Annotated in this window: 22 protein-coding genes and 2 pseudogenes; 17 read left to right on the top strand and 7 right to left on the bottom strand. The window is 63.2% G+C overall.

Annotation, left to right across the window (positions count from 1 at the left end):
• Positions 1–632: 632 nt before the first annotated feature.
• Positions 633–1,955, top strand: coding sequence for a group II intron reverse transcriptase/maturase (gene ltrA / locus KZO24_RS27755; RefSeq protein ID WP_486486653.1), 1,323 nt, complete (start codon positions 633–635; stop codon positions 1,953–1,955).
• A gap of 129 nt (positions 1,956–2,084) precedes the next feature.
• On the opposite strand, the gene KZO24_RS27750 is transcribed toward ltrA, so the two are convergent.
• Together KZO24_RS27750 and dinB are read right to left on the bottom strand one after the other, a co-directional pair.
• Positions 2,085–2,666: an alpha-ketoglutarate-dependent dioxygenase AlkB family protein gene (locus KZO24_RS27750; protein ID WP_486488287.1), complete on the bottom strand. Its 582-nt coding sequence runs from the start codon at positions 2,664–2,666 to the stop codon at positions 2,085–2,087.
• A complete protein-coding gene (gene dinB / locus KZO24_RS27745; RefSeq protein WP_486488286.1) occupies positions 2,666–3,769 on the bottom strand; it encodes a DNA polymerase IV in 1,104 nt (367 codons plus the stop codon). Before dinB ends, KZO24_RS27750 begins: the two co-directional genes overlap by 1 nt.
• A gap of 399 nt (positions 3,770–4,168) precedes the next feature.
• On the opposite strand from dinB, the gene KZO24_RS27740 reads away from it, so the two are divergent.
• Both KZO24_RS27740 and KZO24_RS27735 read left to right on the top strand, forming a co-directional pair.
• Positions 4,169–4,927, top strand: coding sequence for a hypothetical protein (locus tag KZO24_RS27740; RefSeq protein ID WP_486488285.1), 759 nt, complete (start codon positions 4,169–4,171; stop codon positions 4,925–4,927).
• A gap of 42 nt (positions 4,928–4,969) precedes the next feature.
• Positions 4,970–6,400 (top strand): dihydrolipoyl dehydrogenase, encoded by a 1,431-nt coding sequence (locus tag KZO24_RS27735; RefSeq protein ID WP_486488284.1) that lies wholly within the window; start codon positions 4,970–4,972, stop codon positions 6,398–6,400.
• Between the two features lie 202 nt (positions 6,401–6,602).
• On the opposite strand, the gene KZO24_RS27730 is transcribed toward KZO24_RS27735, so the two are convergent.
• Positions 6,603–7,058, bottom strand: a complete 456-nt coding sequence (locus KZO24_RS27730; RefSeq protein ID WP_486488283.1) for a nuclear transport factor 2 family protein — start codon at positions 7,056–7,058, stop codon at positions 6,603–6,605.
• 328 nt (positions 7,059–7,386) lie between these two features.
• Here KZO24_RS27730 and KZO24_RS27725 point away from each other — a divergent pair, with 328 nt between their 5' ends.
• The 4 genes and pseudogenes from KZO24_RS27725 to KZO24_RS27710 form a co-directional block, all read left to right on the top strand.
• Positions 7,387–8,031 carry an alpha/beta hydrolase gene (locus tag KZO24_RS27725; protein WP_486488282.1) on the top strand — a complete coding sequence of 215 codons (645 nt, stop codon included), beginning with the start codon at positions 7,387–7,389 and terminating at the stop codon, positions 8,029–8,031.
• A 517-nt stretch (positions 8,032–8,548) separates the two neighbouring features.
• Positions 8,549–9,118 (top strand): annotated as a pseudogene (locus KZO24_RS27720) (SDR family NAD(P)-dependent oxidoreductase); the annotation flags it as partial.
• 200 nt (positions 9,119–9,318) lie between these two features.
• Positions 9,319–9,411, top strand: a complete 93-nt coding sequence (locus KZO24_RS27715; protein ID WP_486488281.1) for a hypothetical protein — start codon at positions 9,319–9,321, stop codon at positions 9,409–9,411.
• Positions 9,412–9,423: 12 nt separating this feature from the next.
• Positions 9,424–9,597: pseudogene (locus KZO24_RS27710) on the top strand (hypothetical protein); the annotation flags it as partial.
• A 320-nt stretch (positions 9,598–9,917) separates the two neighbouring features.
• Here the strand turns inward: KZO24_RS27710 and modA are convergent.
• Together modA and KZO24_RS27700 are read right to left on the bottom strand one after the other, a co-directional pair.
• Positions 9,918–10,601 carry a molybdate ABC transporter substrate-binding protein gene (gene modA, locus KZO24_RS27705; RefSeq protein WP_486488280.1) on the bottom strand — a complete coding sequence of 228 codons (684 nt, stop codon included), beginning with the start codon at positions 10,599–10,601 and terminating at the stop codon, positions 9,918–9,920.
• A gap of 140 nt (positions 10,602–10,741) precedes the next feature.
• Positions 10,742–11,365: a plasmid pRiA4b ORF-3 family protein gene (locus KZO24_RS27700; protein WP_486488279.1), complete on the bottom strand. Its 624-nt coding sequence runs from the start codon at positions 11,363–11,365 to the stop codon at positions 10,742–10,744.
• Positions 11,366–11,631: 266 nt separating this feature from the next.
• Here KZO24_RS27700 and KZO24_RS27695 point away from each other — a divergent pair, with 266 nt between their 5' ends.
• The gene (locus KZO24_RS27695) at positions 11,632–12,801 is read left to right on the top strand and encodes an ROK family protein (protein ID WP_486488278.1); all 1,170 of its coding nucleotides are present in this window, start codon (positions 11,632–11,634) and stop codon (positions 12,799–12,801) included.
• 297 nt (positions 12,802–13,098) lie between these two features.
• On the top strand, positions 13,099–13,722 hold the full coding sequence (locus tag KZO24_RS27690; RefSeq protein WP_486488277.1) for a TonB-dependent receptor: 624 nt from the start codon (positions 13,099–13,101) through the stop codon (positions 13,720–13,722).
• 284 nt (positions 13,723–14,006) lie between these two features.
• Here KZO24_RS27690 and KZO24_RS27685 read toward each other — a convergent pair whose 3' ends face one another.
• Positions 14,007–15,440, bottom strand: coding sequence for a catalase (locus KZO24_RS27685; RefSeq protein WP_486488276.1), 1,434 nt, complete (start codon positions 15,438–15,440; stop codon positions 14,007–14,009).
• A gap of 209 nt (positions 15,441–15,649) precedes the next feature.
• On the opposite strand from KZO24_RS27685, the gene KZO24_RS27680 reads away from it, so the two are divergent.
• Positions 15,650–16,342 carry a 2OG-Fe dioxygenase family protein gene (locus tag KZO24_RS27680; protein WP_486488275.1) on the top strand — a complete coding sequence of 231 codons (693 nt, stop codon included), beginning with the start codon at positions 15,650–15,652 and terminating at the stop codon, positions 16,340–16,342.
• A gap of 24 nt (positions 16,343–16,366) precedes the next feature.
• Here KZO24_RS27680 and KZO24_RS27675 read toward each other — a convergent pair whose 3' ends face one another.
• Entirely contained in the window at positions 16,367–16,561 is a 195-nt protein-coding gene (locus tag KZO24_RS27675) for a hypothetical protein (RefSeq protein WP_486488274.1), read from the bottom strand.
• Positions 16,562–16,825: 264 nt separating this feature from the next.
• Here KZO24_RS27675 and KZO24_RS27670 point away from each other — a divergent pair, with 264 nt between their 5' ends.
• The 7 genes from KZO24_RS27670 (at position 16,826) to KZO24_RS27640 (ending at position 24,269) form a co-directional block, all read left to right on the top strand.
• Positions 16,826–17,260 (top strand): PPC domain-containing DNA-binding protein, encoded by a 435-nt coding sequence (locus tag KZO24_RS27670; RefSeq protein ID WP_486488273.1) that lies wholly within the window; start codon positions 16,826–16,828, stop codon positions 17,258–17,260.
• Positions 17,261–17,409: 149 nt separating this feature from the next.
• Entirely contained in the window at positions 17,410–18,414 is a 1,005-nt protein-coding gene (gene tehA, locus KZO24_RS27665) for a dicarboxylate transporter/tellurite-resistance protein TehA (protein ID WP_486488272.1), read from the top strand.
• A 147-nt stretch (positions 18,415–18,561) separates the two neighbouring features.
• Positions 18,562–20,178 (top strand): serine hydrolase, encoded by a 1,617-nt coding sequence (locus tag KZO24_RS27660; protein ID WP_486488271.1) that lies wholly within the window; start codon positions 18,562–18,564, stop codon positions 20,176–20,178.
• Positions 20,179–20,226: 48 nt separating this feature from the next.
• Positions 20,227–20,724 (top strand): hypothetical protein, encoded by a 498-nt coding sequence (locus tag KZO24_RS27655; protein ID WP_486488270.1) that lies wholly within the window; start codon positions 20,227–20,229, stop codon positions 20,722–20,724.
• A complete protein-coding gene (locus tag KZO24_RS27650) occupies positions 20,721–20,975 on the top strand; it encodes a hypothetical protein (RefSeq protein WP_486488269.1) in 255 nt (84 codons plus the stop codon). Before KZO24_RS27655 ends, KZO24_RS27650 begins: the two co-directional genes overlap by 4 nt.
• A gap of 121 nt (positions 20,976–21,096) precedes the next feature.
• A complete protein-coding gene (locus KZO24_RS27645; RefSeq protein ID WP_486488268.1) occupies positions 21,097–21,957 on the top strand; it encodes a CPBP family intramembrane glutamic endopeptidase in 861 nt (286 codons plus the stop codon).
• A 98-nt stretch (positions 21,958–22,055) separates the two neighbouring features.
• Positions 22,056–24,269 carry a TonB-dependent receptor gene (locus KZO24_RS27640; protein WP_486488267.1) on the top strand — a complete coding sequence of 738 codons (2,214 nt, stop codon included), beginning with the start codon at positions 22,056–22,058 and terminating at the stop codon, positions 24,267–24,269.
• Positions 24,270–24,375 lie beyond the last annotated feature (106 nt).

Genomic DNA, 24,375 nt, shown 5'->3' with positions numbered 1-24,375 from the left:
ACCGTCAGCTCCGTGAATGGATAGGCTTAAGAAGGAGCCATGCCGGAACGTCCGCAATCGCTGACATAATTTGTCCGCGACGGACAGAAGAAATTATGTCCGCTTCTGAGAAGAAGAATTACGATCGCAAGCGGCCGGAATGGGTGTGCGCCGTGCAAAGGCGGCACTTTCTAGTGGGTGAGAGGCCCACCCGGCGATGCTCCAGCCGGAAGCAACCGGGGCAGGCGTGGAGGTGACGAAATGTCTGAAGCCCCCGGATAACGGTCACGTAGGTGACCGTGCGAGCGTACAGGCCGCAACGTGAGTGAACGCTGAGCAATCCTCGAAAAGGACGATGTGCAGGCCGACCCGTTAACCCTTACGGGGAAGGTTGATATGGACGGGCGAGTTTGAGCGACGTTGAACCCGTCTGCTGCACCGGGGTAGTGGCGACAGCATGTACGCAAGGAAAGTGCACGCAACACGGGAAGCCCCATCGCGTGCCGGGTGATCGGCAACTGGACGCCCGCGAGGGAGGGAAGGGCGCAATGGGGTGGCGGAGAGGCCCGTAGTACCGAGGAAGCCGGGTAATGTCGGTGGAGGGAAGGAGCCTCAGTTCAAGATGAACGCAGCAAGTGGTGAGGGGCAGGAGATTGGGTAACCTATCAACTCCGATAAGCGTCCAGAAACTGCAGAAGGCGTTGCACGCGAAAGCGAAGGCAGAAGTCGGCTATCGGTTCTACGCGCTGTACGACAAGATTAGCCGCAATGACATTCTGGCTCATGCCTATGCCCAGTGTCGTTCCAACAGGGGCGCGCCGGGTGTGGATGGTCAGGACTTTGCGGGTATCGAGGACTACGGCGTCGAGCGATGGCTGGCGGAACTGGCGCTTGCGCTCAAAGAGGAGACGTACCGACCGGAACCGATCAGACGGGTCTACATACCAAAAGCCAACGGCAAACTCAGGCCGCTGGGCATTTCCACCGTGCGGGATCGGGTCTGCATGACGGCAGCGATGCTGGTGCTTGAACCGATCTTTGAAGCCGACCTCCCACCCGAGATCTACGCCTACCGAGCCGGGCGCAACGCCCAGCAGGCCGTGGTCGAGGTGGAGGAGCAACTGTTCTATGGCCGACCGGATGTCGTGGACGCCGACCTTGCCGACTACTTCGGCAGCATCCCCCACCTTGAGCTGATGAAATCGGTATCGCGCCGGATCGTTGATCCGCGCGTTCTGCATCTGATCAAATCCTGGCTGGAATGCGCTGTCGAAGAAACGGATGACAAGGGCAGGAAGACACGAACGACGCAGGCCCGCGATCAGCGGCGCGGCATCCCGCAAGGATCACCCATCTCACCACTGCTGGCAAATCTCTACATGCGCCGGTTCGTTTTGGGGTGGCGGAAGCTCGGTCTTGGGCAACGTCTAGGCGCGCGGCTCGTCACCTATGCTGATGATCTCGTGATCCTGTGTGCGAAGGGCAATGCGGAAGCTGCGCTAGATCACATGCGCAGGATCATGGAAAAGCTGAAGCTGACAGTGAATGAGGAAAAGACACGTATCTGTAAGGTGCCGGACGAGACGTTCGACTTTCTGGGATACACGTTTGGTCGGATGTACTCCGCGAAAACCGGCAAAGCCTACATGGGCCACCGGCCATCAAAGAAAAGCATCCAGCGCGTGATCGCTACGATCCACGAGCTGACAGACCGAGCGCGTACATGGCAGGATACCACATACCTTGTGGCCAAGATGAACCGGGTGCTGCGCGGATGGGCCAACTACTTCTCGGTTGGAACCACGAGCAGGGCATATCGGGCTATCGACAGTTACACAGTGGTGCGGTTGCGCCGGTGGCTGCGGGCCAAGCACAAGACCAGACGAAAGCGCGAGGGAGCCTATCACGACCCTGAGCTGTACGAGCGCTTCGGCCTCGTACGTCTGGCGAACTTGGCCGCAGCCCGCCGTGGGTGAAGGCGTGATATCTTGTCCGAGAGCCGGATGCGGGAGATCTGCACGTCCGGTTCGATGAGCAGGGAGTGGAAACGGATCGTCTGGCAAGCCCCACAGGCGCGCCGCACGACACCGCGCCACTTCCTGACTCTACCGAAGTGCGCAGGACGCTTCACTTTTTCGACGATAAACTTCGGAATGTGATCGACCATCGTGGCCGCTCCATCTCGGCGATGCTGTGTTCCCATTCATATCGAGCAGATTCGCTGATGTGATAACCAGTCCGTGCCTCCAACAGCATTGATGCCCGCTGGAACCCTTTGCCGCGTCGGCGGCGGAACCGATGGTGGCAGGTTCACCTAGCGATATCCCGGCGATGTGTTCGTAGACCGGACGATCTCTGTGCCAGCCAACACCCGCGCCCGGATCATAGCGGATTAGCAACGCCTGTATCAGTTGTTCCGAATCCAGATCCGCGAATTGCGCCGCTCGATCGCGGAACGGCGCCAACCAGTCAGGAATTGGCGGTGCCTCCATCGGCCGTCCGACCTCAAAGTCATAGCACCAGCCGAACGAAATGGTCAGCCGCTTGCCGGTCCAACTCTGGAACTTGAAGGGCGTGAGATCAGTCTGGTCAATTTTACCGATAAGTATTCGTTCTTCCGCCCGGTCCAAGATGTTCTGCCTCTCAGCCAAGCCGGGCAACACTGGGGTGTCGAATAAGTCGGGCATCAAGCCGCCTGATCCTCCACAAAGATCGGCAATTCGATTTCCGCGGCCCCGTCCTTCGTTTCGGCCTCTACGAAATTCGACACCGTGACGCCGACCAGCCTGATGCCCTTGGCAGGTGGAAGCAGGGTACGAACAAGATCAATGGCAGAATTCCGCAGGTTCTCGTGGGATGCGATGGGGTTGGGTTGGCTGCGTCGGCGCGTGATCTGTTTGAAGTCCCCGTATTTGATCTTCACCGTCACAGTTCGCCCGAACGCCTGTCGGGATTCACACCATCGCCAGACATCGTCAGCCATCTGCAAGATGCCTGCTTCAATCTCGTTGGGCTCCGTTAGATCACGATCGAACGTCGTTTCCGACCCCGACGATTTGCGGATGCGATTGGGATTGACCGGCCGGTGGTCGATGCCGCGCACGATCGCGAAATACCATTCTGCCGAACTCCCGAAGTGCTGCTGTAGGAAATCCAACGATTTTGCCCGCAGGTCTGCCCCGATCTCGATGCCAAGGCGTTTCATTTTGTCGGCCGTTACTGGACCCACCCCATGGAAGCGGCTGACCGGCAAGGTCTCGACCCAAGCGGCGCCCATATCCGGGGTGACCGCGAATTGCCCATTCGGCTTGCGTTGGTCCGACGCCAGCTTGGCCAGAAACTTGTTGTATGAGACCCCGGCTGAAGCCGTCAGCCCGGTCTCCTCCAGGATTGCCGCGCGGATCGCCTTCGCCGTCTTCCAGGCCGTCTCGATCCCGGCCTTGTTTGCCGTCACGTCGAGGTACGCTTCATCCAGCGAAAGAGGTTGGATCAGATCACTGTAGCGAGCGAACACTTCATGGATCTGTCGGGACACGTCCCGATAGACGTCAAACCGAGGTGGCACGAAAATCAGGTCGGGGCACCGACGTAGCGCGGTGACCGACGGCAGTGCGGATTTCACGCCGAACTTCCGCGCCTCGTAGCTGGCGGCTGCAACAACGCCTCGTGCCGCGCCATGACCGACGGCCACAGGGCGCCCCCGCAGTGTCGAGTCATCGCGCTGCTCCACCGATGCGAAGAAAGCATCCATGTCCACATGGATGATCTTGCGGATAGCTGATTCCACCATAGCCACAGGCTAGCATGGCCGGAACATATTGAGAACAAATATCTGCTCGCCGTTTCGTGGGGAAATCTTTGTCGGCCGGGGAATGCGACCTACAGCCGATTTCCAACTTTTTGTGGTCGTGCGCTGAGCATGCGGAGTCTGAACATTCAATCGAGATCGGCAGGATGCGGAATAGCGCCGGGCAGTTCAAGCAGGGTAAGTCGCACTCCGTCGAGTGCCGTCTGGGCCCGCGTCCGCGATTTCCGGCCATCGTCTCGTTACAGCTTATCGTTACACCACTGCGCACGGCCTCTGCCCAATCTCGGGCATATTGAACAGGAACGATGGCGGCTTCCAGGACTTGCACGCGTATCCCCTCGGTCAATCGATCGCACTATCAGGGGCGGAGCCAAGCCGAACATGAAGCAACTTGCCGAGAACTTCTGGAACTTCCGAGGCTCGTTCAAAGTCGCCAAGATCATCGAACTGGGCACGCAAATGTCATTGGTGCGCCGGACCGGTGGGCGCTTCACGCTGATCGACAGCTATGGCGTATCGGGCGCTGATCGCGAGGCGCTGCTGGAAATGACCGAAAACGGCGCCGCGATCGACACGATCGTCAACGTTCATCCATTTCACACCCTGCATTGCACGGCGGCCCATGAACTGGCGCCCCGCGCGAAGTTGTTTGGCACGAGGCGGCATCGCGAACAGGCACCGGAACTGCCCTGGGAAGAGGAGACCATCGAGAACGTGGCAACCCAGGGCATGTTCGAGGATCTGGACTTTTCGGTTCCCGCCGGGCTCGATCTCGTGACCGGCGACGACAGCGTCCATGCCTCTTCCGTTCTCGTGCGGCACCGACCGAGTGGGATCGTCCATGTCGACGATACGCTGATGGTGCTTGCAGCGCCCGGCTTGCTCGGCAGCGTCCTTCCCCAGTCGCGGCTCCGCTTTCATCCTATGCTGGGAAAAGCGCTGCAGCATCGTCCCGGTGCTGTCGACGATTTCGTCGCATGGACTTACCATCTGGCCGAAAAGTGGGCGACTACTCAGATTGTCTGCGCCGCTCATTCCGCCGTGCGCCGCCTGCCGCCAGGCGGATGGAGCGATGAAGTGACCCGCGCGCTCTTAGCCATCCGCGAGACACTTGACCAACACCGGGCGCGACACGGTTGATCCCTGAAAATTGCCCCACGACTATAAGGAAGACACTCACCCATGAACGACCACCAAGCCCACGCGACGGTTCTACGGACCGACGTTGCGGTGATCGGCGCGGGGACGGCCGGGCTCGCTGCCGAGCGTGCTGCCCGCAAGAACGGAGCTTCGACCTTGCTGATCGACCCTGCTTTCGGCGGCACGACATGCGCGCAGGTGGGGTGCATGCCCTCCAAGCTGTTGATTGCCGCGAGCCGCGAAGCCGCAAGGATCGGGCGTGCGAGTTTGTTCGGCATCGAGATTGAAGGCATGCGGGTCGATGGGCCTGCGGTCCTGCGGCGGGTCCGTGAAGAGCGCGACCGCTTCGCGCGCCTCATCCGCGAGTCCATCGACCACCTGCCAGAGGGCGTGAAAATCAAAGCCCGCGCCCGTTTCGATGGACCGCAACGCCTCATACTCGATGACGGGCGCGCGGTAGAAGCGCGTGCGGTCGTTATCGCGACCGGGTCCGCGCCGATCCTGCCAGAACCTTTCGCGGCACTGGGCGAAGCCGCGCTGACTAGCGATACGGTTTTCGAGCTGGCTGACCTGCCAAGGCGTCTTGCGGTGATCGGTTCCGGTGCCATTGGGCTCGAACTGGCGCAGGCGTTCGCCCACCTTGGGGTAGAAGTCACGCTATTCGACAAGGACGAGCGCATGGCCAAGGTACGCTGCAAAAAAGTCCACGCTCAACTGTGCGACGTGTTGACAGAGAACCTGGCCCTTCACCTCGGCGTCGATGTTACTCCGCACGTTGACCCCGACGGTGCCCGTCTCAGCTGGACCGGTGCGAGCGAGGGTGAGGCGATATTCGACAAGGTGCTGGTCGCGGTCGGACGCAAGCCGCAGATCGAGGGGCTTGGCCTCGACAGTACCGGACTGGAACTGGACGATCGCGGCGTTCCCCGGCATGAGCGCGCGACGATGCGTTGCGGGCAGAGCGGCGTCTTCCTTGCCGGCGATGCGGCGGCGGACCTGCCGCTCCTGCACGAGGCTTCGCACGAAGGCGCCATCGCCGGACGCAATGCCGCCGCCCTGCCAGCGCCTATCACCGTGGAGCGCTACACGCCTTTCGCCATCACCTTCACCGAGCCGGTCCTGGCGACCATCGGCGAGGCGGAGGAGGACGCGGCCGTCACCGGCACGGCAGACTTCTCGGACCAGGGCCGCTCGCGGGTGGATGGGGTCAACCGCGGGACGCTGACGCTCTATGCAGCAGCGCCCGACGGCAGGCTGATCGGCGCCGACCTCATCGCGCCTGCAGGCGAGCATCTGGCACACATGCTTGCCTGGGCGGTGCAGTCTGGCCTCACAGCGACACAGCTGCTGAACATGCCGTTCTATCACCCAACCGTCGAGGAGGGACTTAAACAGGCGCTGCGTACGATCTGCGCAGCGACCCCGATCGCTTTCCCGCCTGATCAGGATGCAGGTACACCTGCCGGTGGCTGAAGGTATGTTTCTACACGCTTGGCAGCCAGCTAGATGTCGGCGTGGAGAAGGGTCGGTTCCGGCGGGGGGGCATGCCCGCACCCCCTTGGGACGGCGTGTGTTGATCGAGATCTGCCGGAAGCGGCCGGACCGGACCTGGGCATCAGAGTTTGGGGTCTGAGCGGCAAGGATGGGTCGCCTGCTGCCGAGCTTGCAGACGATCTCACTCCTTCTCCGCCGAAGCGATTGTCGCCTGACGGGCGATCAGTTGCCAGCCCGCGCTTCGCTTTGCCCAGATGTCGGTGAATGGCCGCATAACCTGCTTACCAGCGCCTGGACCCTTGATCGGGATCATCGTGTCATATCCCATAACGATCGTCACCTCCGGTTTCTCACCGACGAAGGTGATGTGCTTATGGAAGTCCCTATAATCGAGAAAGTCTCGCTCCATGACGCGAATCACATCCTCGCGTCCGATCACGGTGTTGTTTGGCGAATTGACGACGAAATCTTCGGCCCAAACGGTCCTAACACCTGCAGCGTCATGAGCCTTCATGGCTTTTCCCAGTCTTCCGTAAGCTGCGCCGATCTCCGTCGGCATCCGAACGCCGGGAGCAAGTTGCGCAAGAGCGGGTACGGCACCAAGGAGCGCCCCAAGCAATACGATTTTCTTGAGCATGCACTTCCTCCTCGACTGAAGTGTCCACGCATATATTGCTTCGAATTGTTGCCGCGGGCAATGGCGAGCTCTCGAGCGCTTTCTGGATCATCCGCTCGGCCAGCGCGATCGGAAGCTTTCTTCAGAAGGGGCTGCTCGCCGAGGCGGTGCCGAATGACTGGGTCTGGTCGCGACTGCCGCTTAGCGGACGGACCGCACCTAGGAACGAAAAATTGGGGGCGGAATGGCGACAAAGGGTCGATGGCGGGAAGGGGACAATGGGTCGGATCCTCGCATTTCATGATGCAGGCATTTATGCTGAGATCGCCAATCTAAAAGGATTATCCTGATGCTCGACGGCCCCCGCCTCGCCACGCTCTCCGGCACGGCCCCCAAAGGACTGGTGGTCCTGCTTCATGGATACGGCTCCAATGGCGAAGATCTGATCTCGCTGGCACGCATGATCCAGCCCGCCTTGCCGGATGCGGCCTTTGTGGCGCCAAATGCCCCTTCGCACATCCCTCACATGGCAGCCGCTTACCAGTGGTGGCCGATCGATACCTTCTCGCCGGCGGAACGTGCGGCTGGCGCGGCAGCTGCGGCGCCGGCTCTCGATGCTTTCCTTACTGCAGAACTTGAAGCGGCCGGGTTGACCGGCGACCGCCTGCTACTCGTCGGGTTCAGTCAGGGGACGATGATGGCACTCCACGTCGGGTTGCGCCGGAAAGAAACCGTCGCCGGGATCGTCGGGATTTCGGGCATGCTGGTCGCACCGGATTTGCTGGAAGGGGATATCCGCAGCCGCCCTCCGGTCCTGCTGATCCACGGTACGCAAGACGAGGTCGTGCCGTTCCGTTCCATGGATCTTGCCAACGCCGCACTCACGGCAGCTGGCGTGCCTGTCGAGATGCACGTCTCGCCAGGGCTGGGCCACAGCGTCGGGCAGGATGGCCTTGAGGCAGCTGCGGCATTCGCCGGGACCGTGATCGGTTGAACACCGCGCGTCCACCCTCTGACAGCGGCAGATTTCAGGTGCCCGCCACGACGTCCATCTCGTCGAGAACATCCTGCGACAACCGCAGATCCCCCCGGCCGACACGGCGTGTCACGCTGGACGTAGAGCTCGTCCAGCGTGAATCCACTCATGTGTGACCGTGCGCTGGGTCACCCGGCCGGTCATAGAACCCGTCGAACGGTGGCTCGGGGCAAGATCAGCCATTCTTGGGGCGAGCCTGAACGTCCGGGCTCGGTCGCGAGCTGTTGGAACCAGACGGTCTGTATCGAGGGACCAAGATTTGATCGCTGAGCGTCTCACAAGGGGAGATCGCCGGACAGAGCAGGGGGCATCCGGCAGGTCGCGACCAACTTCAGACATTTGCTGAACTGTTCGTCAACCCCTGCTTTTGCCGCAACCCAACTCTTGGCGACCGCTGCGGACGCGGCGGCTAGGTTCCTGTCTATGAATAGGGCGGCCACCCGGAGACAGGCCGGCGGCGGATCCCCATTTGGGAATGGAACGGTGGCACGCATCGTGGTGTCTGCGCGGCAAGCGATTGGGAGAGACACGGATGGACCTGAACCTGGCAGGACGGCGCGCGCTGGTCACCGGCAGCAGTAGCGGCATCGGCGAGGCCATCGCCCGCATGCTGGCCGAGGAGGGCGCGCAGGTTGTCGTCCACGGCCGCAATCGCGACCGTGCTCAGGCCGTCGCCAACACTATAGGTGCGGCCGGGATCGCCATCGGTGAGCTTGCCGATGATGGCGGCGCGCAGGCCGTCCATGCCGAGGCGGTCGCAGCGCTCGGCGGCTACGTTGAAATACTGATCAACAATGCCGGCGGCAATTCGGAAGGCAACTCGTCCAAGGCGCCGGTGGAGATCGACGCGACCGACTTTCTGTCGAACTACCGCGCGAACACGCTAGGCGCAGTGCAGCTGTGCCAGCTGTGCGTGCCCGACATGGTGGCGGCGGGCTTCGGGCGCATCGTCAACGTGTCGAGCGCTGTGGCGATGCAGCCCAATTACATGGGCGCGGACTATTCCGCCGCGAAGGCTGCGCTCAACAACTTCACCGTGAGCCTTGCGGGATCGCTGCGCGGCGTCGGCGTGACGGCCAACATCCTCACGCCCGGCATTATCATGGTCGACGGTTTGCTGCGCTTCGGGCGCGAAAAGTTCGGCGATCCCGACATGAGCTTCGGGACGTCTGCCAGCGCTTCGGCGAGGCGCAGGTGTTCGAGATTCCGCCCGTCGGCCGGGTCGGCAAGCCGTCCGAACTGGCCATGGTGGCATGCCTGCTCGCCAGCCCGCTTTCCGGTTTCATCACCGGCGCCAATTACCGCGTCGATGGCGGCCAGAGCCGCGGCCTGAACTGAGGATAACGCATCATGACTGAACAGACCTATCGCGTCATCCAGTGGGCCACCGGCACGGTCGGCAGCGCTGCGCTCCGATACTTCATCGAGAATCCGGTGATAGACCTTGTCGGGGTCTACGTTACCAATCCGGAAAAGGTCGGCAAGGATGCCGGAGACCTGGTTGGCCTGCCCGCCACCGGCGTCAGCGCGACCGACGACATCGACGCGATCCTGGCGATGGAGGCCGACTGCGTTCTTTTCTCGCCCAGCATGATGACGCCGCCGCTGGAGCAGGTGTGCCAGCTGCTTGCCTCGGGCAAGAACGTCGTGTCGCCGGCCGGTCCGTTCCTGCCAAACAAGTGGCTGCCCGAGGAGACCGCGCGTATCGAAGTGGCTTGCCGCGAGGGCAACGTATCGTTCCACGGCTGCGGCATCCACCCCGGCTTTGCAGGCGACATCCTGCCTCTGACGCTGGCCGGCGCTGAGCGTTCGCCGACGGCTCTCCCGGCGGCATGTGCGTCCTATTATCGCAGGCTAAATCCATACCCCGGCAAAATGCTCTGCGTGGCAGGAGAGAGCAGGAAAAGAGCCAATCGAGCCGCAGCTGCCTCCCTTGGCGCATCCTTGCCGGTCGTGACGATGGCCATGCCGTAGTCCGCCGTGACGGCAAGTTCGGGCGGCAACTCTACTTTGGTGACGCTTGGGTCAGGCGTCGTGTTGCGCGAACTGCAGTAGCCGATCGACACGTCGGTGCCGCGTTCGAGCATGGCTTCTCGCTGGTTCTTGCCTTTGACGACTGCCGGCTCGACGGTCGCACCAACCACGGCCCTGGCCTTCACCTTCAGCCGGGCTGTTGCGCCGGGGCGGACGGTGTCGGCCTTGTCGAACAGTTCCTGCGCATAATCCCCGCCAGGGTCCGCCTTGGGCGTGGACGTACCGATGCGGACCTTGGAGTCGAGCAGGCGGTCGAGCACGTTGGCGGTCGTCATGCCGACTTCCGGCACGGCATAGACGCATAGCCGGTTGCGCGCGAATACTGTGACGGCGCTAGCCTTGCCCTCGTCGTGGAGCTTTTGCGGATGCGTCATGTTGGCGGAGACGAAAAGGTCGACTTTGTCGCCGGCCTCGATCTTCTCGCGCATCAATCCTGCAGGACCGGTCTTCAGATCGACATGGACGCCTGTCTCGGTTTCGTATCGCTTGAGCACAAGCCCATAGGCACATTTCTCGGAATGCTATCCCTGGACGAACGAGCGATTTCGGGGACCAGGTTGGTACCTCGGGAATGTCCGGAATCAGGGCGGAGATACTTCAATAGGATGGGGAAGGTCACAATCTAAAAATCGGCTTAGATTTGCCTTTGCCGGTAATCGCCTCCGCAAGCGCGCATGGCCTTGGTGATGGCCTTGTTGGTCGCATCAAGGTCGAAGCGTTCTGGATCGAACTTCTTACCCGCCCATCGGCGCACCGCCTTGTGCTCTTCATGCTTGGCATCAAGCCATGCCTCGAAGAAGTCGGCATATCCTCGGTATCCGCCGACATCCTCTGGCGGGGCCGCTCGATCGCCGACGATGCAGCGGGGATACTTGACCGCATCCTCGACCTCGCCCCGGCGCAGCACCAGTCTGTGCTGCCAGTTATCGCCAAAGTCGTATTGATAGGTGATGGTGAGCGTCGGATCCACCTCATAGGGGAACGTAAGATCCTTGAGCTGGACGTCCGTAGCTTCAAACACCCTTGGACCATAGGCCGCATCCTCAATGGCCTCCGGCGCCCCGATGATCAGGCCCCCGACATAGAACTGGTGCAGGTGGCTGTCGGTCCACCCGAATGCCGCCTGCAACACCTCGTGAAGCTGCGCGAAGTTAAGATCCTTGGGCAGCTCCAACGTGCGGTGGATCGCTGGTTCGATGCCGGAAATCCGGGCTTCGAGGCGGATGATATAGGCGTAGGGATCGTAGGGCTTGCGCATAGCCGGACCATGCCCCGCGCGACAAAATCCTGCAAGCGCGAGGCCATCCGGCCATCGGTGGCCGGAAATGGAAACCCGCGTGAACGAAAGGCGAGTTTGGGCGAGCCGGGATGGAACCTTGAAGGTCGTCTTTGAGGGCGGGCCCTGCAAATATCATTGAAAATTCTCGATGCGCTTAAATCTCGGTTGGCCTCGGACATCCCTTGCCCAGCGTCGCCGGTGCAATATCATTGCGCGCATCGGGATCGGGCCACTAGAAGCAGGGCGTGACTCCCATCGAACAGGACGCCAGCCGGGTTCGGCTCTTGAAACATGTGCGCCGCGCCGGAGCTATCTCGCGGGTCGAACTGGTCCAGGCCACCGGACTTTCCAAAGGCATGGTCACCGAGCTGACGGCGGAGCTCGTTCGTAAAGGTGTACTGGCCGAACTGCCCGGTGCCGCTTCGGCCCGGGGGCGGCCACGTATCGACCTGCGGATCGTGGCGGAGGCCGCATACGCTATCGCCCTGATCCCGCTGAGCGATGGTCAGGTTTCGCTCGACGTAATCGATCTCAATGGCGAGCGGGTCTATTCTGAGTTCGGCGACCTCGGCGATCCCGGGCTCAACCGTCTCGCGGACCGGGCAGCAGAGGTGATCGACGCCGCGATCGGGCGCAGCGGCATTGCGCGCATGCTCCTGCGTCATGCGGCAGTCGTGCTGCCCGCGCAGGTGGACCGGTATCGCGGTGTCGTACACTGGATGCCGCAGCACGGCTGGCACGAGCCCCAGGCGATCGGCTCGCGCGTCGCCGCGAGGCTTGGATTTCCTGTCACGGTCGACAACCGTGCCAGCGTCGTCGCCCGTGCAGAGCACTGGTTCGGCACGGGCGAAATCGCCGACGACTTCTCGTGCATCGCCCTGTTGGAGCGTGGGATGGGCGCTGCGCGATATCGCGGCGGACTGCTCCAGACCGGCACCCATGGCATGAATTCCGAGTTCGCCCACGTTAAGGTCGCCTTTGAGGGCGGCCGGCCGTGCTTCTGCGGCGGGTCGGGCTGCCTCGCCGCCTATGCCAGCGTCATGGGCATCCTTCGCCACGCGCAGGGCGAGGCGGCTGCCACTATGAGTGTGCAATTCGTCGACCTCGTCGACCGCGCTCGAGCGGGGGATGCGGCCGCGGTGGCACTGTTCGAAACCGCGGGGAGGGCGCTCGGCACGGCCGTTGCCGGGCACATTAACGAGAGCGATCCTGGCCGGGTCTTGATCGTCACCGCCGCCGCAGCCCTGCCGGGCCTCATCAGCCCGGCGTTCCACTCCGCGCTCGCCGCGCAGACGCTGCGAACGTTATTGCCCTGCACCAGCGTGGAATTCCGCACGATAGCCGAGGAAGATTACTGGAAAGGTGCCGCCTCGCTCGCGCTGGAAGCGTTGTACCGGTACGCCCCCACTGGTTGATAAAGCGATGCTTTTGCCGTCGCGAGCTTTAGTTCATTGACCAAACTTAATTCTATCGGTTAGGTAGAGAAATGGCGAACGTGGCGATTGCGCCCGTTCGCCACCGGCATGCCGAGGTGATCACGCCAGGTTGATGTCGAGTCGAAAAATCAGGGCGGTGTCCAAATGAGCAAAGCGATCTAGCGCCGGCAGACGCCGGCAATTCGGTCCACATTTCGGTTCCGCATGCGCGGCACGCGAGAAGTATCGGCTTCTGGCGGAGGTCCTGCGCGTGCGTATTCTCGGGGGAACATGCAAGTGAAATCCATCAATTCGCACTCGATGAAGCAGGCTCTGTTGGCGGCCCTGATGGGCGGCTCTGCCCTGTGCCCCGCCGCAGCGCTGGCGCAGGAGGGACCTGCGCAGGGCGAAGCTGGCGGCGAGATCGTTGTGACAGCCCAGAAGCGCACCGAGCGGCTTCAGGACGTTCCCCTCGCGGTGAGCGCGCTGTCCGCCGAGACGCTGAGCCGGCAGCAGATCAACGACACCAGCGGCCTCGTCGCGGCAGTGCCTTCGCTGACCTACACGCAGGGCAACAACGTCTCGAACTCCACCTTCCGGGTGCGCGGCATCGGCACTTCGCTGTTCAACCAGGGCTCGGAATCGTCGGTCTCGACCGTGATAGACGGCGTGGTCATGGCGCGCCAGGCGCAGGGGTTCGTCGATCTCGCCGACCTCGAACGGGTCGAGGTGCTGCGCGGGCCGCAGGGCACGCTGTTCGGCAAGAACGCGACGGGCGGCGTCATCAGCGTCGTCACCGCGCGCCCATCCGACCACCTGACCGCCCACGCCGACGCGACCATCGCCGAGCAGGACGAGTACCGCGTCAAGGGCACTGTCTCCGGCCCGATCACCGAACAGCTCTCCAGCTGCGTCGATTAGTCCGTTGGTGTGGTCGGGATGGATGTGGGTGCAGAGGATCGCGGTGATGTCTTCGGGGCTGGTCTAGAGAGCACGCTGCAGCTGTCCGTGATGCGCAGCAGGCCTATGCGGACCGTGTCGTCACGGAGAACTAGGGGCCAGAACCCAATTCGGAGATGAGATCGAATTGGTCCGGGTTGAAGCTGAGCGGCCAAGCCTTCAGTCGCCGCCGGCACCGCCCGAGGATCGGCTTGTAGACCGTCCTGAGCGGAGCAGCGGCGGAGACCGCCGGCAACGACTGTCGGTCAAAGACCGATCGCCGCAGCGACACCCGCCCCATAGGCCGGATCGGCGGAGGTGCAGTTAGCGATATGGCGCTGCTTCACCTCGTCGCTGGCATCGCTAATCGCCCGCGCAGTGTTCTCGAAAAGCCGCCGCTTCGCCGCCTCGTCCATGTTGCGGAAGAGGATGCCCGGCTGCTCGAAATAGTCTTCGTCGACACGGTGGTCCCAATGGTCGGCGAGATCGCCGATCGGCAGCGGTGTCTCCTTCAGCTCAGGATGATCCTGCCACTCGCCGGCGCTGTTGGGCCAGTATGGCGTGGTGCCACCGAGGTTGCCGTCGACCCTCATCTGCCCGTCGCGGTGATAGCTGTGGAATGGGCACCTCGGCGCGTTGACCGGGATCGAGTGATGGTTGACTCCGAGGCGGTAGCGGGCCGCGTCACCATAGGAGAAGAGGCGCGCCTGGAGCATCTTGTCGGGCGAGAAGCCGATGCCGGGGACGATGTTGGCGGGCGTGAAGGCTGCTTGCTCGACGTCGGCGAAGAAGTTCTCCGGGTTCCGGTTAAGTTCGACCTCGCCGACCGGGATCAGAGGATACTCACCCTTGGGCCAGACCTTCGTGAGATCGAAGGGGTTGTGCCGGTGCTCGCGCGCCTGATCCTCGGTCATGACCTGGATGCACAACTGCCAGCGCGGGAAGTCGCCGGCGTCGATGGCCTCCAAGAGATCACGTCCGCTGCTCTCGCGGTCCTTGCTGACGACGGCCTCAGCCTCGGCGTCCGTCAGGTTTTCGACGCCCTGGCGGCAGCGGAAGTGGAATTTCACCCATACGCGCCGGTTCTCGGCGTCGATCATGCTGTAGGTGTGGCTGCCGAAGCCATGCATGTGCCGGAAGCCGCGTGGGATGCCGCGGTCGGACATGACGATGGTCACCTGGTGGAGGGCCTCGGGGAGCAGGCTCCAAAAGTCCCAGTTGTTCTGGGCGCTCCGGAGACCGGTGCGCGGATCGCGCTTCACCACGTGGTTAAGATCGGGGAAGCGGAGAGGGTCGCGGAAGAAGAAGACGGGCGTGTTGTTGCCGACGACGTCCCAGTTGCCTTCCTCGGTGTAGAACTTGACCGAAAAGCCCCGGATGTCGCGTTCGGCGTCGGCGGCCCCGCGCTCCCCCGCGACCGTCGAGAAGCGCATGAACAGCGGCGTCTCCTTGCCGATCTCGGAGAAGATATTTGCCTTAGTGAAGGCCGAGATGTCGTGTGTCACCGTGAACGTGCCGAAGGCACCCCAGCCCTTGGCATGCATGCGGCGCTCCGGGATCACCTCGCGGTCGAAATGGGCGAGCTTCTCGATGAGCCAAACGTCCTGGAGGAGGGCGGGGCCGCGTGGTCCCGCCGTCATGATGTTGACGTTGTCGACGACGGGCGTGCCCGCGGCTGTGGTCAGATCGGTTCGCGCCATGTCGTGTCCCTCGTGAATCATGCTTCGTTGGCGCGAGGGTAGTCCGGGCTCGCTCCGAGAGGCATTCGCCAAGGGTGTGGTCGGTGACCGACCAAGGTATGGCGGGAGGGAACTTGCGCCCATGAGTGCCAACGCCGATTTGATGGGTATCGTCAGAGGTCACGAACATCGAAACGAAGATCGAAATCGCGAACTGGATCGCCAGCGAGTTGCTGGAGACCGGTTATGTCCATCTCACAGCGGATGATCTGCGCGGCCTGGTCGGCAACATCGACCGGGACGAGTTTGCGAGCTTTGCGGGGCAGTGGGAGGGCATGCCCCTCGACCAGCACATGGCCGACGGCGGGCGGTATCGCCGCAGGCGGTATGCGGCCTTCGCGTTCGACGGTGACGAGATCGTTCGAAAGCCCCACCAGCCTCATTTCCAGAGCACGAACTACAATGCGTTGAACGGCGGGACGGACCGGTGGTTCGAACCTGCGACCCATGTGCTGACCGACCACCGGCTCACGCGCCGGATCATCTCGACGTGCACCCGCATTTTCTCACATGTGGAGGCCGGAGCTGCCGATCCGCGCTGGAATGGAGAACTTCATCAATTCCGGATCGAGGCACGTGGGGATGATCCCGGACTGCCGACGCCGGAGGGGATGCACCGCGACGGCGTCGATTGGGTGCTCGTCATGCTCATTGACCGTCTCAACGTCCAGGCGGGGTCGACGCGGGTTGTCGACGAGGCTGGTCGCATGGACGATTTCGTCCTGCGCGATCCGGGTGAGGCCGTGCTGCTTGACGACCGGAGGATCCGGCACGGCGTGACGGCGATCAGTGCCGTCTATCCGGATCGGGCGGCGCATCGCGACGTTCTCGTGGTAACGTGGAGCGGCGCTTTGAACCGCTGAGACTATTTGCCGATCGCCGTGTCGTCACGCGGTCCGGCGGACCGGGACTTCGTGGATGCCGATCAGGATCTCGGAGGCCTTGTAGCTGCTGCCCATGGCCTGGCCGAGGAGGCTGTCGATCAGTTCAAGATCGAAGACGCCGGCCGCGATCTGACGCCTGATGAGTCCCGCGTTAATGACGTTGGCGCATATCTTCTGCATGGCCTCGTGCACGGTCATGCCGACACCGGGCTCGGGGGCGGCCTGATCGACGATTAGTCGCTGGGAAGCGCTCGGCTTCAAATTCGTCGGTTGCAGCCATGCGCAGCATCTCTTCAACAGCTTCCGTAGATCGACCGGCAGGACGCCGTCGGAGTTCCGTCAAACTCGACAGAGCAGACCGTCGTGACGCGCGGGTCGTAACCGGCACCATACCAGCGTCTGGATTGGCAGCTGCGGGCCTGCGGTGGCAGATCGCTCGGGGGCGATGAAGGAAGGCACGAGATGAGCGACGCACGCCGGTATATAGCTACCCCGACGGGATACCTGATGGTTCTGAGAGAGGACGACGACGTCATCGCCCACCTCGAGGCGATCACGCAGGCGGAGGACATCCCGTGCGCAAGCATCTCCGGGTTCGGCTTCGTCGAGAAGGCTCGCTTCGGCTTCTTCAATCATGAGAAGGGTGCCTATGATCCGGGGGACTTCCAGCGGCTCGAGATCACCAACCTGAACGGCACGCTCGCCTGGAAGGAGGGCAAGCCATCGGTTCACGCCCACGCCAGCGGCGGTGACGTCCTCTTCGGCGTTGTGGGTGGGCATGCGCTCGCACTGACCGTAGGCAAGGGGTCGTTCGAGATCACTGTGACCGTGCATTCCGAGCGCCTCGAGCGCCGGGTCGAGCTCTCCGTGGGCGGCAACGTGCTCCATCTGCCCTAGGCTGGCCCCGACCTTCGGCAGCGACGGCCATACCACCGTCCAGATTGGCCGCGAGTTCGTCAGGGCCCACCCTGACTGATGCCAGGCGTCGCTAGCAGCAGGAACGCCGCCTGCTCGGCCAATCCTGCGCGTCAGAAAGGAATTCGCCCATGGGCACACAGTCGGGCGGACCACCGCTCATTCCAGCATCCTTCTTCGGCATAGTCCTTGGCCTCGCCGGGCTGTCGAATGCTTGGCGGGCCGCGCATGCGGCCTGGGGAACGCCGGCCGTCGTCGCGGATGTCATCTTCGCCGCTGCGTCTGCGGCGTGGCTACTAATCGTAATCCTTTACGCGCTGAAGTGGGTCTGGGCGCCGGCCGCCGCCGCGCAGGAGGCGGAGCATCCGGTCCAGTGCTGCTTCATCGGCCTCGCCGGCGTCAGCACGCTGCTCATCGCGCAGGGCGCGCTGGTCTATTCACGTCCGTTGGCGGTCACGCTGTTCCTCCTTGGCGCCGGCTTCACGTTGTTCTTCGCACTGTGGCGAACAGGGCTCCTCTGGCAGGGCGGTCGTGCGCCCGGTACCACCACGCCTGTTCTCTACCTTCCGATGGTCGCGGGCGGCTTCGTCACCGGCACCGTCGCGGCCTCCCTGGGATGGAAGGAGTGGGGACAGCTCGCCTTCGGCGCCGGCTTCTTCACCTGGCTTGCCGTGGAATCCGTGCTGCTGCTGCGCCTCTACACCGCGGGATCCATGCCGCCCGCGCTGAGACCGACGCTCGGGATTCAGCTGGCCCCGCCGGCGGTCGGAGCGGTCAGCTACCTGGCCGTCGGAAACGGTAGCCCCGATCTCGTGGTGCATCTGCTTATTGGCTACGGGCTTCTTCAGGCAATGCTGCTAATCCGCCTGTCGCGCTGGATCGCAGAGCAGCCCTTCGGGCCGGGCTATTGGGCATTCACCTTTGGCGCGACGGCGCTCGCCGGCGCGATGGTGCATCTGGCTCCGGTGGATTCGGGAGGTGCTATAGCCACGCTCGCGCCGATCGTGTTCCTCCTGGCGAACATTGTCGTCGTCGGCATCGCCATCGGGACGCTGGCCCTCCTTGTCCGTGGGCGACTCGTTCCGCCCGCGGCTGCGCCAGCCGCTGCCGTCGTTCCCGTGGGCCAGGCGGGCTGAGGCCCACACCGACGTCAGGTGTGACACTACCGAAGTCGGGGGCGGACTCGCCGAGCGTCCAATGGCCGGTCCGCCCCACGCTTGCGAATGATGCGTCCATCCACTCTCGGCGCCCGAAGCGCCGAACTCATGCAGGGAAGGACGAACATGCGCTCCAGCTTTTCCACTCGCCTCGTGCTCACCGCCGCGCTCGCGTCGATGGTCCCCTCGGCTTCGATGGCCCAGACGGCTCAGGCGCCGGTCCTGCCGATCGCTCGCGGCGACTACCGGCTGGCCACCTACGGGGAAACCATCGACAAGCTGGTCGCCGACTTCATCGAGAAGCACAAGCTGCCCGGACTGACGATGGCAATCGTGCAGGCGCCCTACATTCCCCGGTCGGCCGGATATGGGAAGACGAGCCTGGAGCTGGACGAGCTCGCGTCGACCAAGACCATGTGGAACATCGGTCCGGTCACCCAGGCGTTCACCGCTGTCGCGATCATGCAGCTGAAGGAGGCCGGGAAGCTGAAGCTGTCGGATCCGGCTTCGAAGTATGTGCCTGAACTCCCGGCGGCATGGAGCCGCATCACCATTCTCCAACTCATGCAGCACAGCTCCGGCATTCCCGACTATCGGGCGCACATCGATGAGGCCAAGCAATACAAGCCGCACGAGCTTCTCAACCTGGTGCGGGCCGAGCCGTTGCGCTTCAAGAGCGGAACGCAGGTCGCGCTGAGCGCGACGGATGCGACGCTGCTGGCGCTCGTCGTCCAGCATTCGAGCGGCGTGCCCTATCGCGAGTTCGTCCGTCGCCACCAGATCGACGCGATGCATCTCGAGAGCACCATGTTCGCCGACGAGTTTGGCGCGCGTGCCAGGATCGACCGTCCGGCGGCGCATCCGAACGACAATCAGCACTCGCACTTCAAGTCCGAGGAGCCCTTCATCAATCCGGTCGAGCCGGCCACCGGCTACCGGATGGTCGGCGGCCAGACGACGAAGGTCGCACCCGAGGCGTCGTCCAATCTCTTCGGTTTCGGCGATCTCTGGTCGTCGGCCGAGGACATCAGCAAGTGGGACATCGGCCTAGCCGGTTCGGTTCTGATCAAGGAGCTGGCGGATCGCGACGTCGTCTACATGCCGAGCAAGCTGGCCAATGGCACAGTGGTCCCCGCGATGATCGGATGGGAGTTCACCCACCATCCTGGCTTCATGGAGGTGAAGGGGGATTCTCCTGGGTTCAGCTCCTACCTCAGCCGTTTCACGGCGTCTGACGAACTCGTCTGCGTCACGCTCCTGACCAACAAGGAGGGTGTCGATCTGACGATCCTCGCCCGCCAGATCGCCCAGGCATACAAGGCGGATCTCGGGCCGGGCGTCGACCAGGCGCAGATCGTCGTCGAGGAGAGCAAATACGGCCCGGCCGAGACGGTCGCGCGGATACGCAGCGCGCTTGCCGACGCGAAGGTCCCCGTGTTCGCGACCGTCGACCACGCCGCCAATGCGCAGGGCGTGGACCTCAAGCTGCGGCCGACGACCGTCATCACCTTTGGGAACCCCAAGGTGGGGACCAAGCTCATGACCGAGACGCAGGCGATTGGCCTCGATCTGCCCCTGCGGATGCTGGTTTGGGAGGATGCACGCGGACGCACCTGGGTCGGCTACCCCAATCTCGACACGCTCGCTGCCCGCTATCAGATCGAGGACCCAGCGACGATCGGAGCCATGACGATGTTCATGGACGGCATCGCGCGCCGTGCCGCCAATGTCTACGCATACTGAGGAGGCCGGGATGTTCGAACACCCCTCGATCGGCGCCGCGCGTTCACGATGCTCGGCGGCGCCGCGGCGCTGCTGGCCATGCCGGGTGCGGCATTTGGTCAGGCCAGCTCGACAGGTGCTGGCAACGCATTGGCTTCGGGATCCGGTGCGCTCGCCGAACTCTCGCGGCGGCTTCGGGCCGCTCCGCGCCGGCGCAGCTTCGACACAGTGCCGTTCATGATCGATCGACGTGACCTGTGGGATCACGAGGCATCCGACCTGCTGCTCTCCTATCGCGGCGACAGGAAGCAGATGTGGGAGAGTTCGGACATCGCCGCGCCGTGGCTCAACCTGATGCGCGAGGCGATGAACGGTCAGGTGTTCGCTCATGGCCACCCCGACTTCCTGCCGGTCGCTGCCGTTCATGGCACCGCTCATCTGGCACTGTTCAACCAGGCGACGTGGGATCGATACGGTCTGGCAGCGAACGCTGGTGGCCAGATCGTCCGCAATTCCTTCGTGTCCGAGAGGGAGGGGTGTCTCCTGCCGACGATCGCCAGAGCGTGAACGGCTTCTATGGTGCCGGCAACAACAACATCGCGACCTTGCAGCGTCGAGGCGCGGTGATGGTGGCGTGCCATGATTCCATCCACGCGATCGCGCGGGGGATCATCTCGAAGTCGGGCACCGGTAACCCCGATACAGTGGCCGCCGACCTGACGAACAATTTGATCGACGACGTCGTTTTGGTTCCCAGTGTCGTGGCGTATCTCGTGGAGCTGCAGGAGGCGGGCTACACCTATGCGAAAGCTTCATAGACGGCGTCAGGTGGGACCGGTCGAGCCGCCGGCGACCGCTTGGCTCGCCCGACATCTGCCCGTGGCGAGTGGGGTCCTGAAGCCGGGACCGCGTAGTCCGCTACGCAGTTTCGCCTGGCTCGTGGGCCTTCTCATCGTCCTGGTGATGATCCTGTCGCTTCAATCGATCGTCCGCAGCGTCGCGCCGAACCGGACGCTGTTGCTGGGGATCGCATTCATCACCGTCGGGCTCGCCTATGGCGCATATGCTGGTCTCGTCCAGCGGTTCGAGCGCCGCCGGGTCGAGGAGCTTGCGCTCCGTCGGATGCCGGCTGAACTTGTTGGAGGCGTGGCGCTAGGCATCGTGTTGATGACGCTTGTCGTGGGCGGTCTTTGGCTGGCTGGAGCCTATGAAATCACGACCGGCCGATGGTCGGACTTTCCTCACGACGTTCGCGAAGCATTGGGCACCGGAATGCTGGAGGAACTGCTTGCGCGTCTGGTGATCTTCCGCATGCTCGCATGCGCCATCCGCGTAAGGCCGGCACTCGTCCTTTCCGCCCTTCTGTTCGGCGGCGCACATCTCGCGAACCCCCATGCATCCATCATAACGGCTGCGGCGATCGCGGTCGAGGCGGGGCTAATGCTTGCCGGCTTCTATCTCCTGACCGGTCGGATCTGGCTGTCGGTCGGTGTCCACGCGGGATGGAACTTCGCACAAGGCGGTATCTTCGGTGCGCCGGTGTCGGGGATGTCGAGCGACGGCAGTCTTCTCGTCAGCGTTCCAAAGGCTGGCTTCCAGTCTTGGGTGACGGGGGACCTTTCGGGCCGGAGGGCTCGCTGGTTGCGGTCGTCATCGGAGCCGCGGCATTCACCGCGACACTGGCGGTCCTACGACGGGAGTCGCGGGCTCTCTCGGCCGCCACCTGACGTTCGACCGATCAGTCGTTGCGCGGATCACTTCGGAATATGTGGGGCGTTCCTCTTTCGTTCAAAGGCCTGATGCACTAGGTTATGATCGGAATGGGCGGCCGGGGCACGGAAACGCACATGAGGTCAATTGCGCGGCGGGGTTTCGACGGGGTGGCGATTTCGAGGACGATGGCATTCATCGTCGTGGCGGGGTGTTGGTCCAGTGCCGCTTTGGCGCAGGACGGCGCGCCTTCCGTGACGATGGCACCGAGCGACAGTCAAACTGGTGACGGCGAGGCCGAGATCGTCGTGACTGCCCAGCGCCGCCCGAGCGCCGAACGAGACGTGCCGGCGTCGATCGACGTCCTGACCGCCGACCGGCTGCGCGCCTCCAGCGTGAGAACGTTTGAGGGATTGGCCAGAATCGAGAGCGGCATGCAGATGACCGCCTATCAAGGTGAGACGCAGCTCTTCATCCGCGGCGTGGGCGCGGTCACGTTCATCGGCGGCTTCGACAGCAGCATCGGCGTCTATTCCGATGGCGTCTACCTGTCCCGGCCGTCGGCGATCGCTCCAGCGTTGTTCGATGTCGAACGCGTGGAGGTTCTCAAAGGCCCGCAGGGAACGCTCTATGGACGCAACGCGACGGCGGGAGCGATCAGCCTGGTCAGCCGGAGCCCGAGTGATACCTGGACAGGCGACGTATCGGCTACGGTGGGAAACTACAGCAACGTCGATGTCGTCGGTGCCGTCGGCGGACCGATCACCTCGAACCTCAGCTTCCGTTGGGCCGTCGGCAGCAACAATCATTCCGGCTATACGCGCCTCTACTTCGGCCGCACCGCCGACGGCGGGGAGATCATCCGCCATGCTGAGGATCAGCACGACGTCACGACCCGCCTCTCACTGAGGTGGCGGCCGGCTCCGGACGTCACGGTCGATCTGTCCGGCGACTATTATAGCGCCGATGATCGTGCGGTCGTCTTCCACTTCTCCGGGCCCGGCTACGATAATAGCCCGTTGTTCAACGCGAGGGTTGGGATGGGGGAGGTCGGTGAATATGGCCGCCGGCAGGTCTCCACCTCGATCATGCCATACAACAGGCCGAAGAACTGGGGACTGCGCAGCACGGTGGCTATCGATCTCGGTGGCAGCACACTGAGCTGGACGAGCGCATATCGCCGGACCCGTCCGCGAAACTACGACGATCTCACGAACAGCACGGTGCTGGGCGAATCCCAGTTCAAGCAGGAGCGGGCCGAGCAGGTCACCCAGGATATCATCCTGACCTCCGATCCCGACCGGTCGCGCGTGCGCTATGTCGCCGGTCTGTCCTATTTTCGCGAGAGGAACGCGATCCGGAACGAGTTCTTCTTCCCGTTCCTCGCCGCATATTTGGGCGGGCAGGGCGTCGCGGACTGCTGCCTGCTGAAGGCGAATGGCAGCACTGCGACCGACACATGGGCTGCGTTCGGGGAGGCGACCCTTCCTGTGGGCTCGAAGCTCGCGGTAACCTTGGGCGGACGCTACTCGCAGGATCGGCACGCGGGCACGAACCTGCTCGATTTCGTCGGCTTCGCGCTACAGAATGATGCTCGGTTGCCGCCTGTGCGGTTCCGCTCTTTCACGCCCAAGGCGGCATTGGAATATCGGCCGACGGCAGGAACTCTGGTCTATGCGACCGCCTCCCGGGGCTTCAAGGGCGGCGGCTACAACGTCGGTAGCGGGCAGAACACCCCCTTCAAGCCGGAGAGCCTCTGGTCGTATGAGATCGGCACGAAGCTGGACTTCGGTCCGATGGCGTATCTCAGGGCGAGCGCCTTCCACTACGACTATTCCGACATGCAGGTGCAGGACGTCGACGCCAATACCGTCCTGATCCGAAACGCGGCCAAGGCGAAGATCGACGGTGTGGAGGTGAGCGTCTCCGCGCGGCCGGATCGGAACCTGAGTATCAACCTCTCAGCAACCTACCTGCACGCGCGCTTCAGCGAATACCGGACGGTCAACACGAAGACGCCGCAACTGGGCGTTCTCGATCTGTCGGGAAATCCCCTGCCGCAGGCTCCGGCGTTCAAGGCGAATGTCGGCGTCGAGCGATCCTTCGCCGTTCCCGGGGATTGGTCGATCAAGGCGCGAGGGGAAGCCACCTGGCAAGATCCCATCTACTTCTCGGCCTTCAAGGACCCCCGCGCGACCCAGGCAGCCTATTGGTGGCTCAAGGCCCGCGTTACCCTGGTGGCACCCGGAGGCAGGGACCAGATCGCCGCGTTTGTCGACAACCTGACGAACATCCGGGTCTTCTCGAACATCTCAATCACCGGAGACTTGGATGGCAGCCGTGGTTCAGGTGTTCTGGCACCGCCGCGCACCTACGGGTTGCAGTTTACGCGGCGCTGGTAGTGACTTCGAGGGGCAATGATTTCGCGACGGTGTGCGCTTGTGGGCTATGTTCGGCCGGCCTTGGTGGGGCGATCGGGACAAGACGTAAAGTTAGCGGGCATGAGCG

The sequence above is a fragment of the Novosphingobium sp. NFX11 genome (assembly GCF_057376415.1).
Note: the sequence above shows the minus strand (reverse complement) of the source record. Positions and strands in the feature narration are given on the sequence as shown.

Coding starts and splice junctions, on each gene's coding strand:
- KZO24_RS27700 (WP_486488279.1), bottom strand. CDS start 11,365: ATGCGCAAGCCCTACGATCCCTACGCCTATATCATCCGCCTCGAAGCC.
- KZO24_RS27655 (WP_486488270.1), top strand. CDS start 20,227: ATGCTCGGCGGCGCCGCGGCGCTGCTGGCCATGCCGGGTGCGGCATTT.
- KZO24_RS27735 (WP_486488284.1), top strand. CDS start 4,970: ATGAACGACCACCAAGCCCACGCGACGGTTCTACGGACCGACGTTGCG.
- KZO24_RS27750 (WP_486488287.1), bottom strand. CDS start 2,666: ATGCCCGACTTATTCGACACCCCAGTGTTGCCCGGCTTGGCTGAGAGG.
- KZO24_RS27740 (WP_486488285.1), top strand. CDS start 4,169: ATGAAGCAACTTGCCGAGAACTTCTGGAACTTCCGAGGCTCGTTCAAA.
- KZO24_RS27685 (WP_486488276.1), bottom strand. CDS start 15,440: ATGGCGCGAACCGATCTGACCACAGCCGCGGGCACGCCCGTCGTCGAC.
- KZO24_RS27660 (WP_486488271.1), top strand. CDS start 18,562: ATGCGCTCCAGCTTTTCCACTCGCCTCGTGCTCACCGCCGCGCTCGCG.
- KZO24_RS27715 (WP_486488281.1), top strand. CDS start 9,319: ATGGTGGCATGCCTGCTCGCCAGCCCGCTTTCCGGTTTCATCACCGGC.
- KZO24_RS27640 (WP_486488267.1), top strand. CDS start 22,056: ATGGCATTCATCGTCGTGGCGGGGTGTTGGTCCAGTGCCGCTTTGGCG.
- KZO24_RS27675 (WP_486488274.1), bottom strand. CDS start 16,561: ATGACCGTGCACGAGGCCATGCAGAAGATATGCGCCAACGTCATTAAC.
- tehA (WP_486488272.1), top strand. CDS start 17,410: ATGGGCACACAGTCGGGCGGACCACCGCTCATTCCAGCATCCTTCTTC.
- dinB (WP_486488286.1), bottom strand. CDS start 3,769: ATGGTGGAATCAGCTATCCGCAAGATCATCCATGTGGACATGGATGCT.
- KZO24_RS27730 (WP_486488283.1), bottom strand. CDS start 7,058: ATGCTCAAGAAAATCGTATTGCTTGGGGCGCTCCTTGGTGCCGTACCC.
- KZO24_RS27670 (WP_486488273.1), top strand. CDS start 16,826: ATGAGCGACGCACGCCGGTATATAGCTACCCCGACGGGATACCTGATG.
- KZO24_RS27725 (WP_486488282.1), top strand. CDS start 7,387: ATGCTCGACGGCCCCCGCCTCGCCACGCTCTCCGGCACGGCCCCCAAA.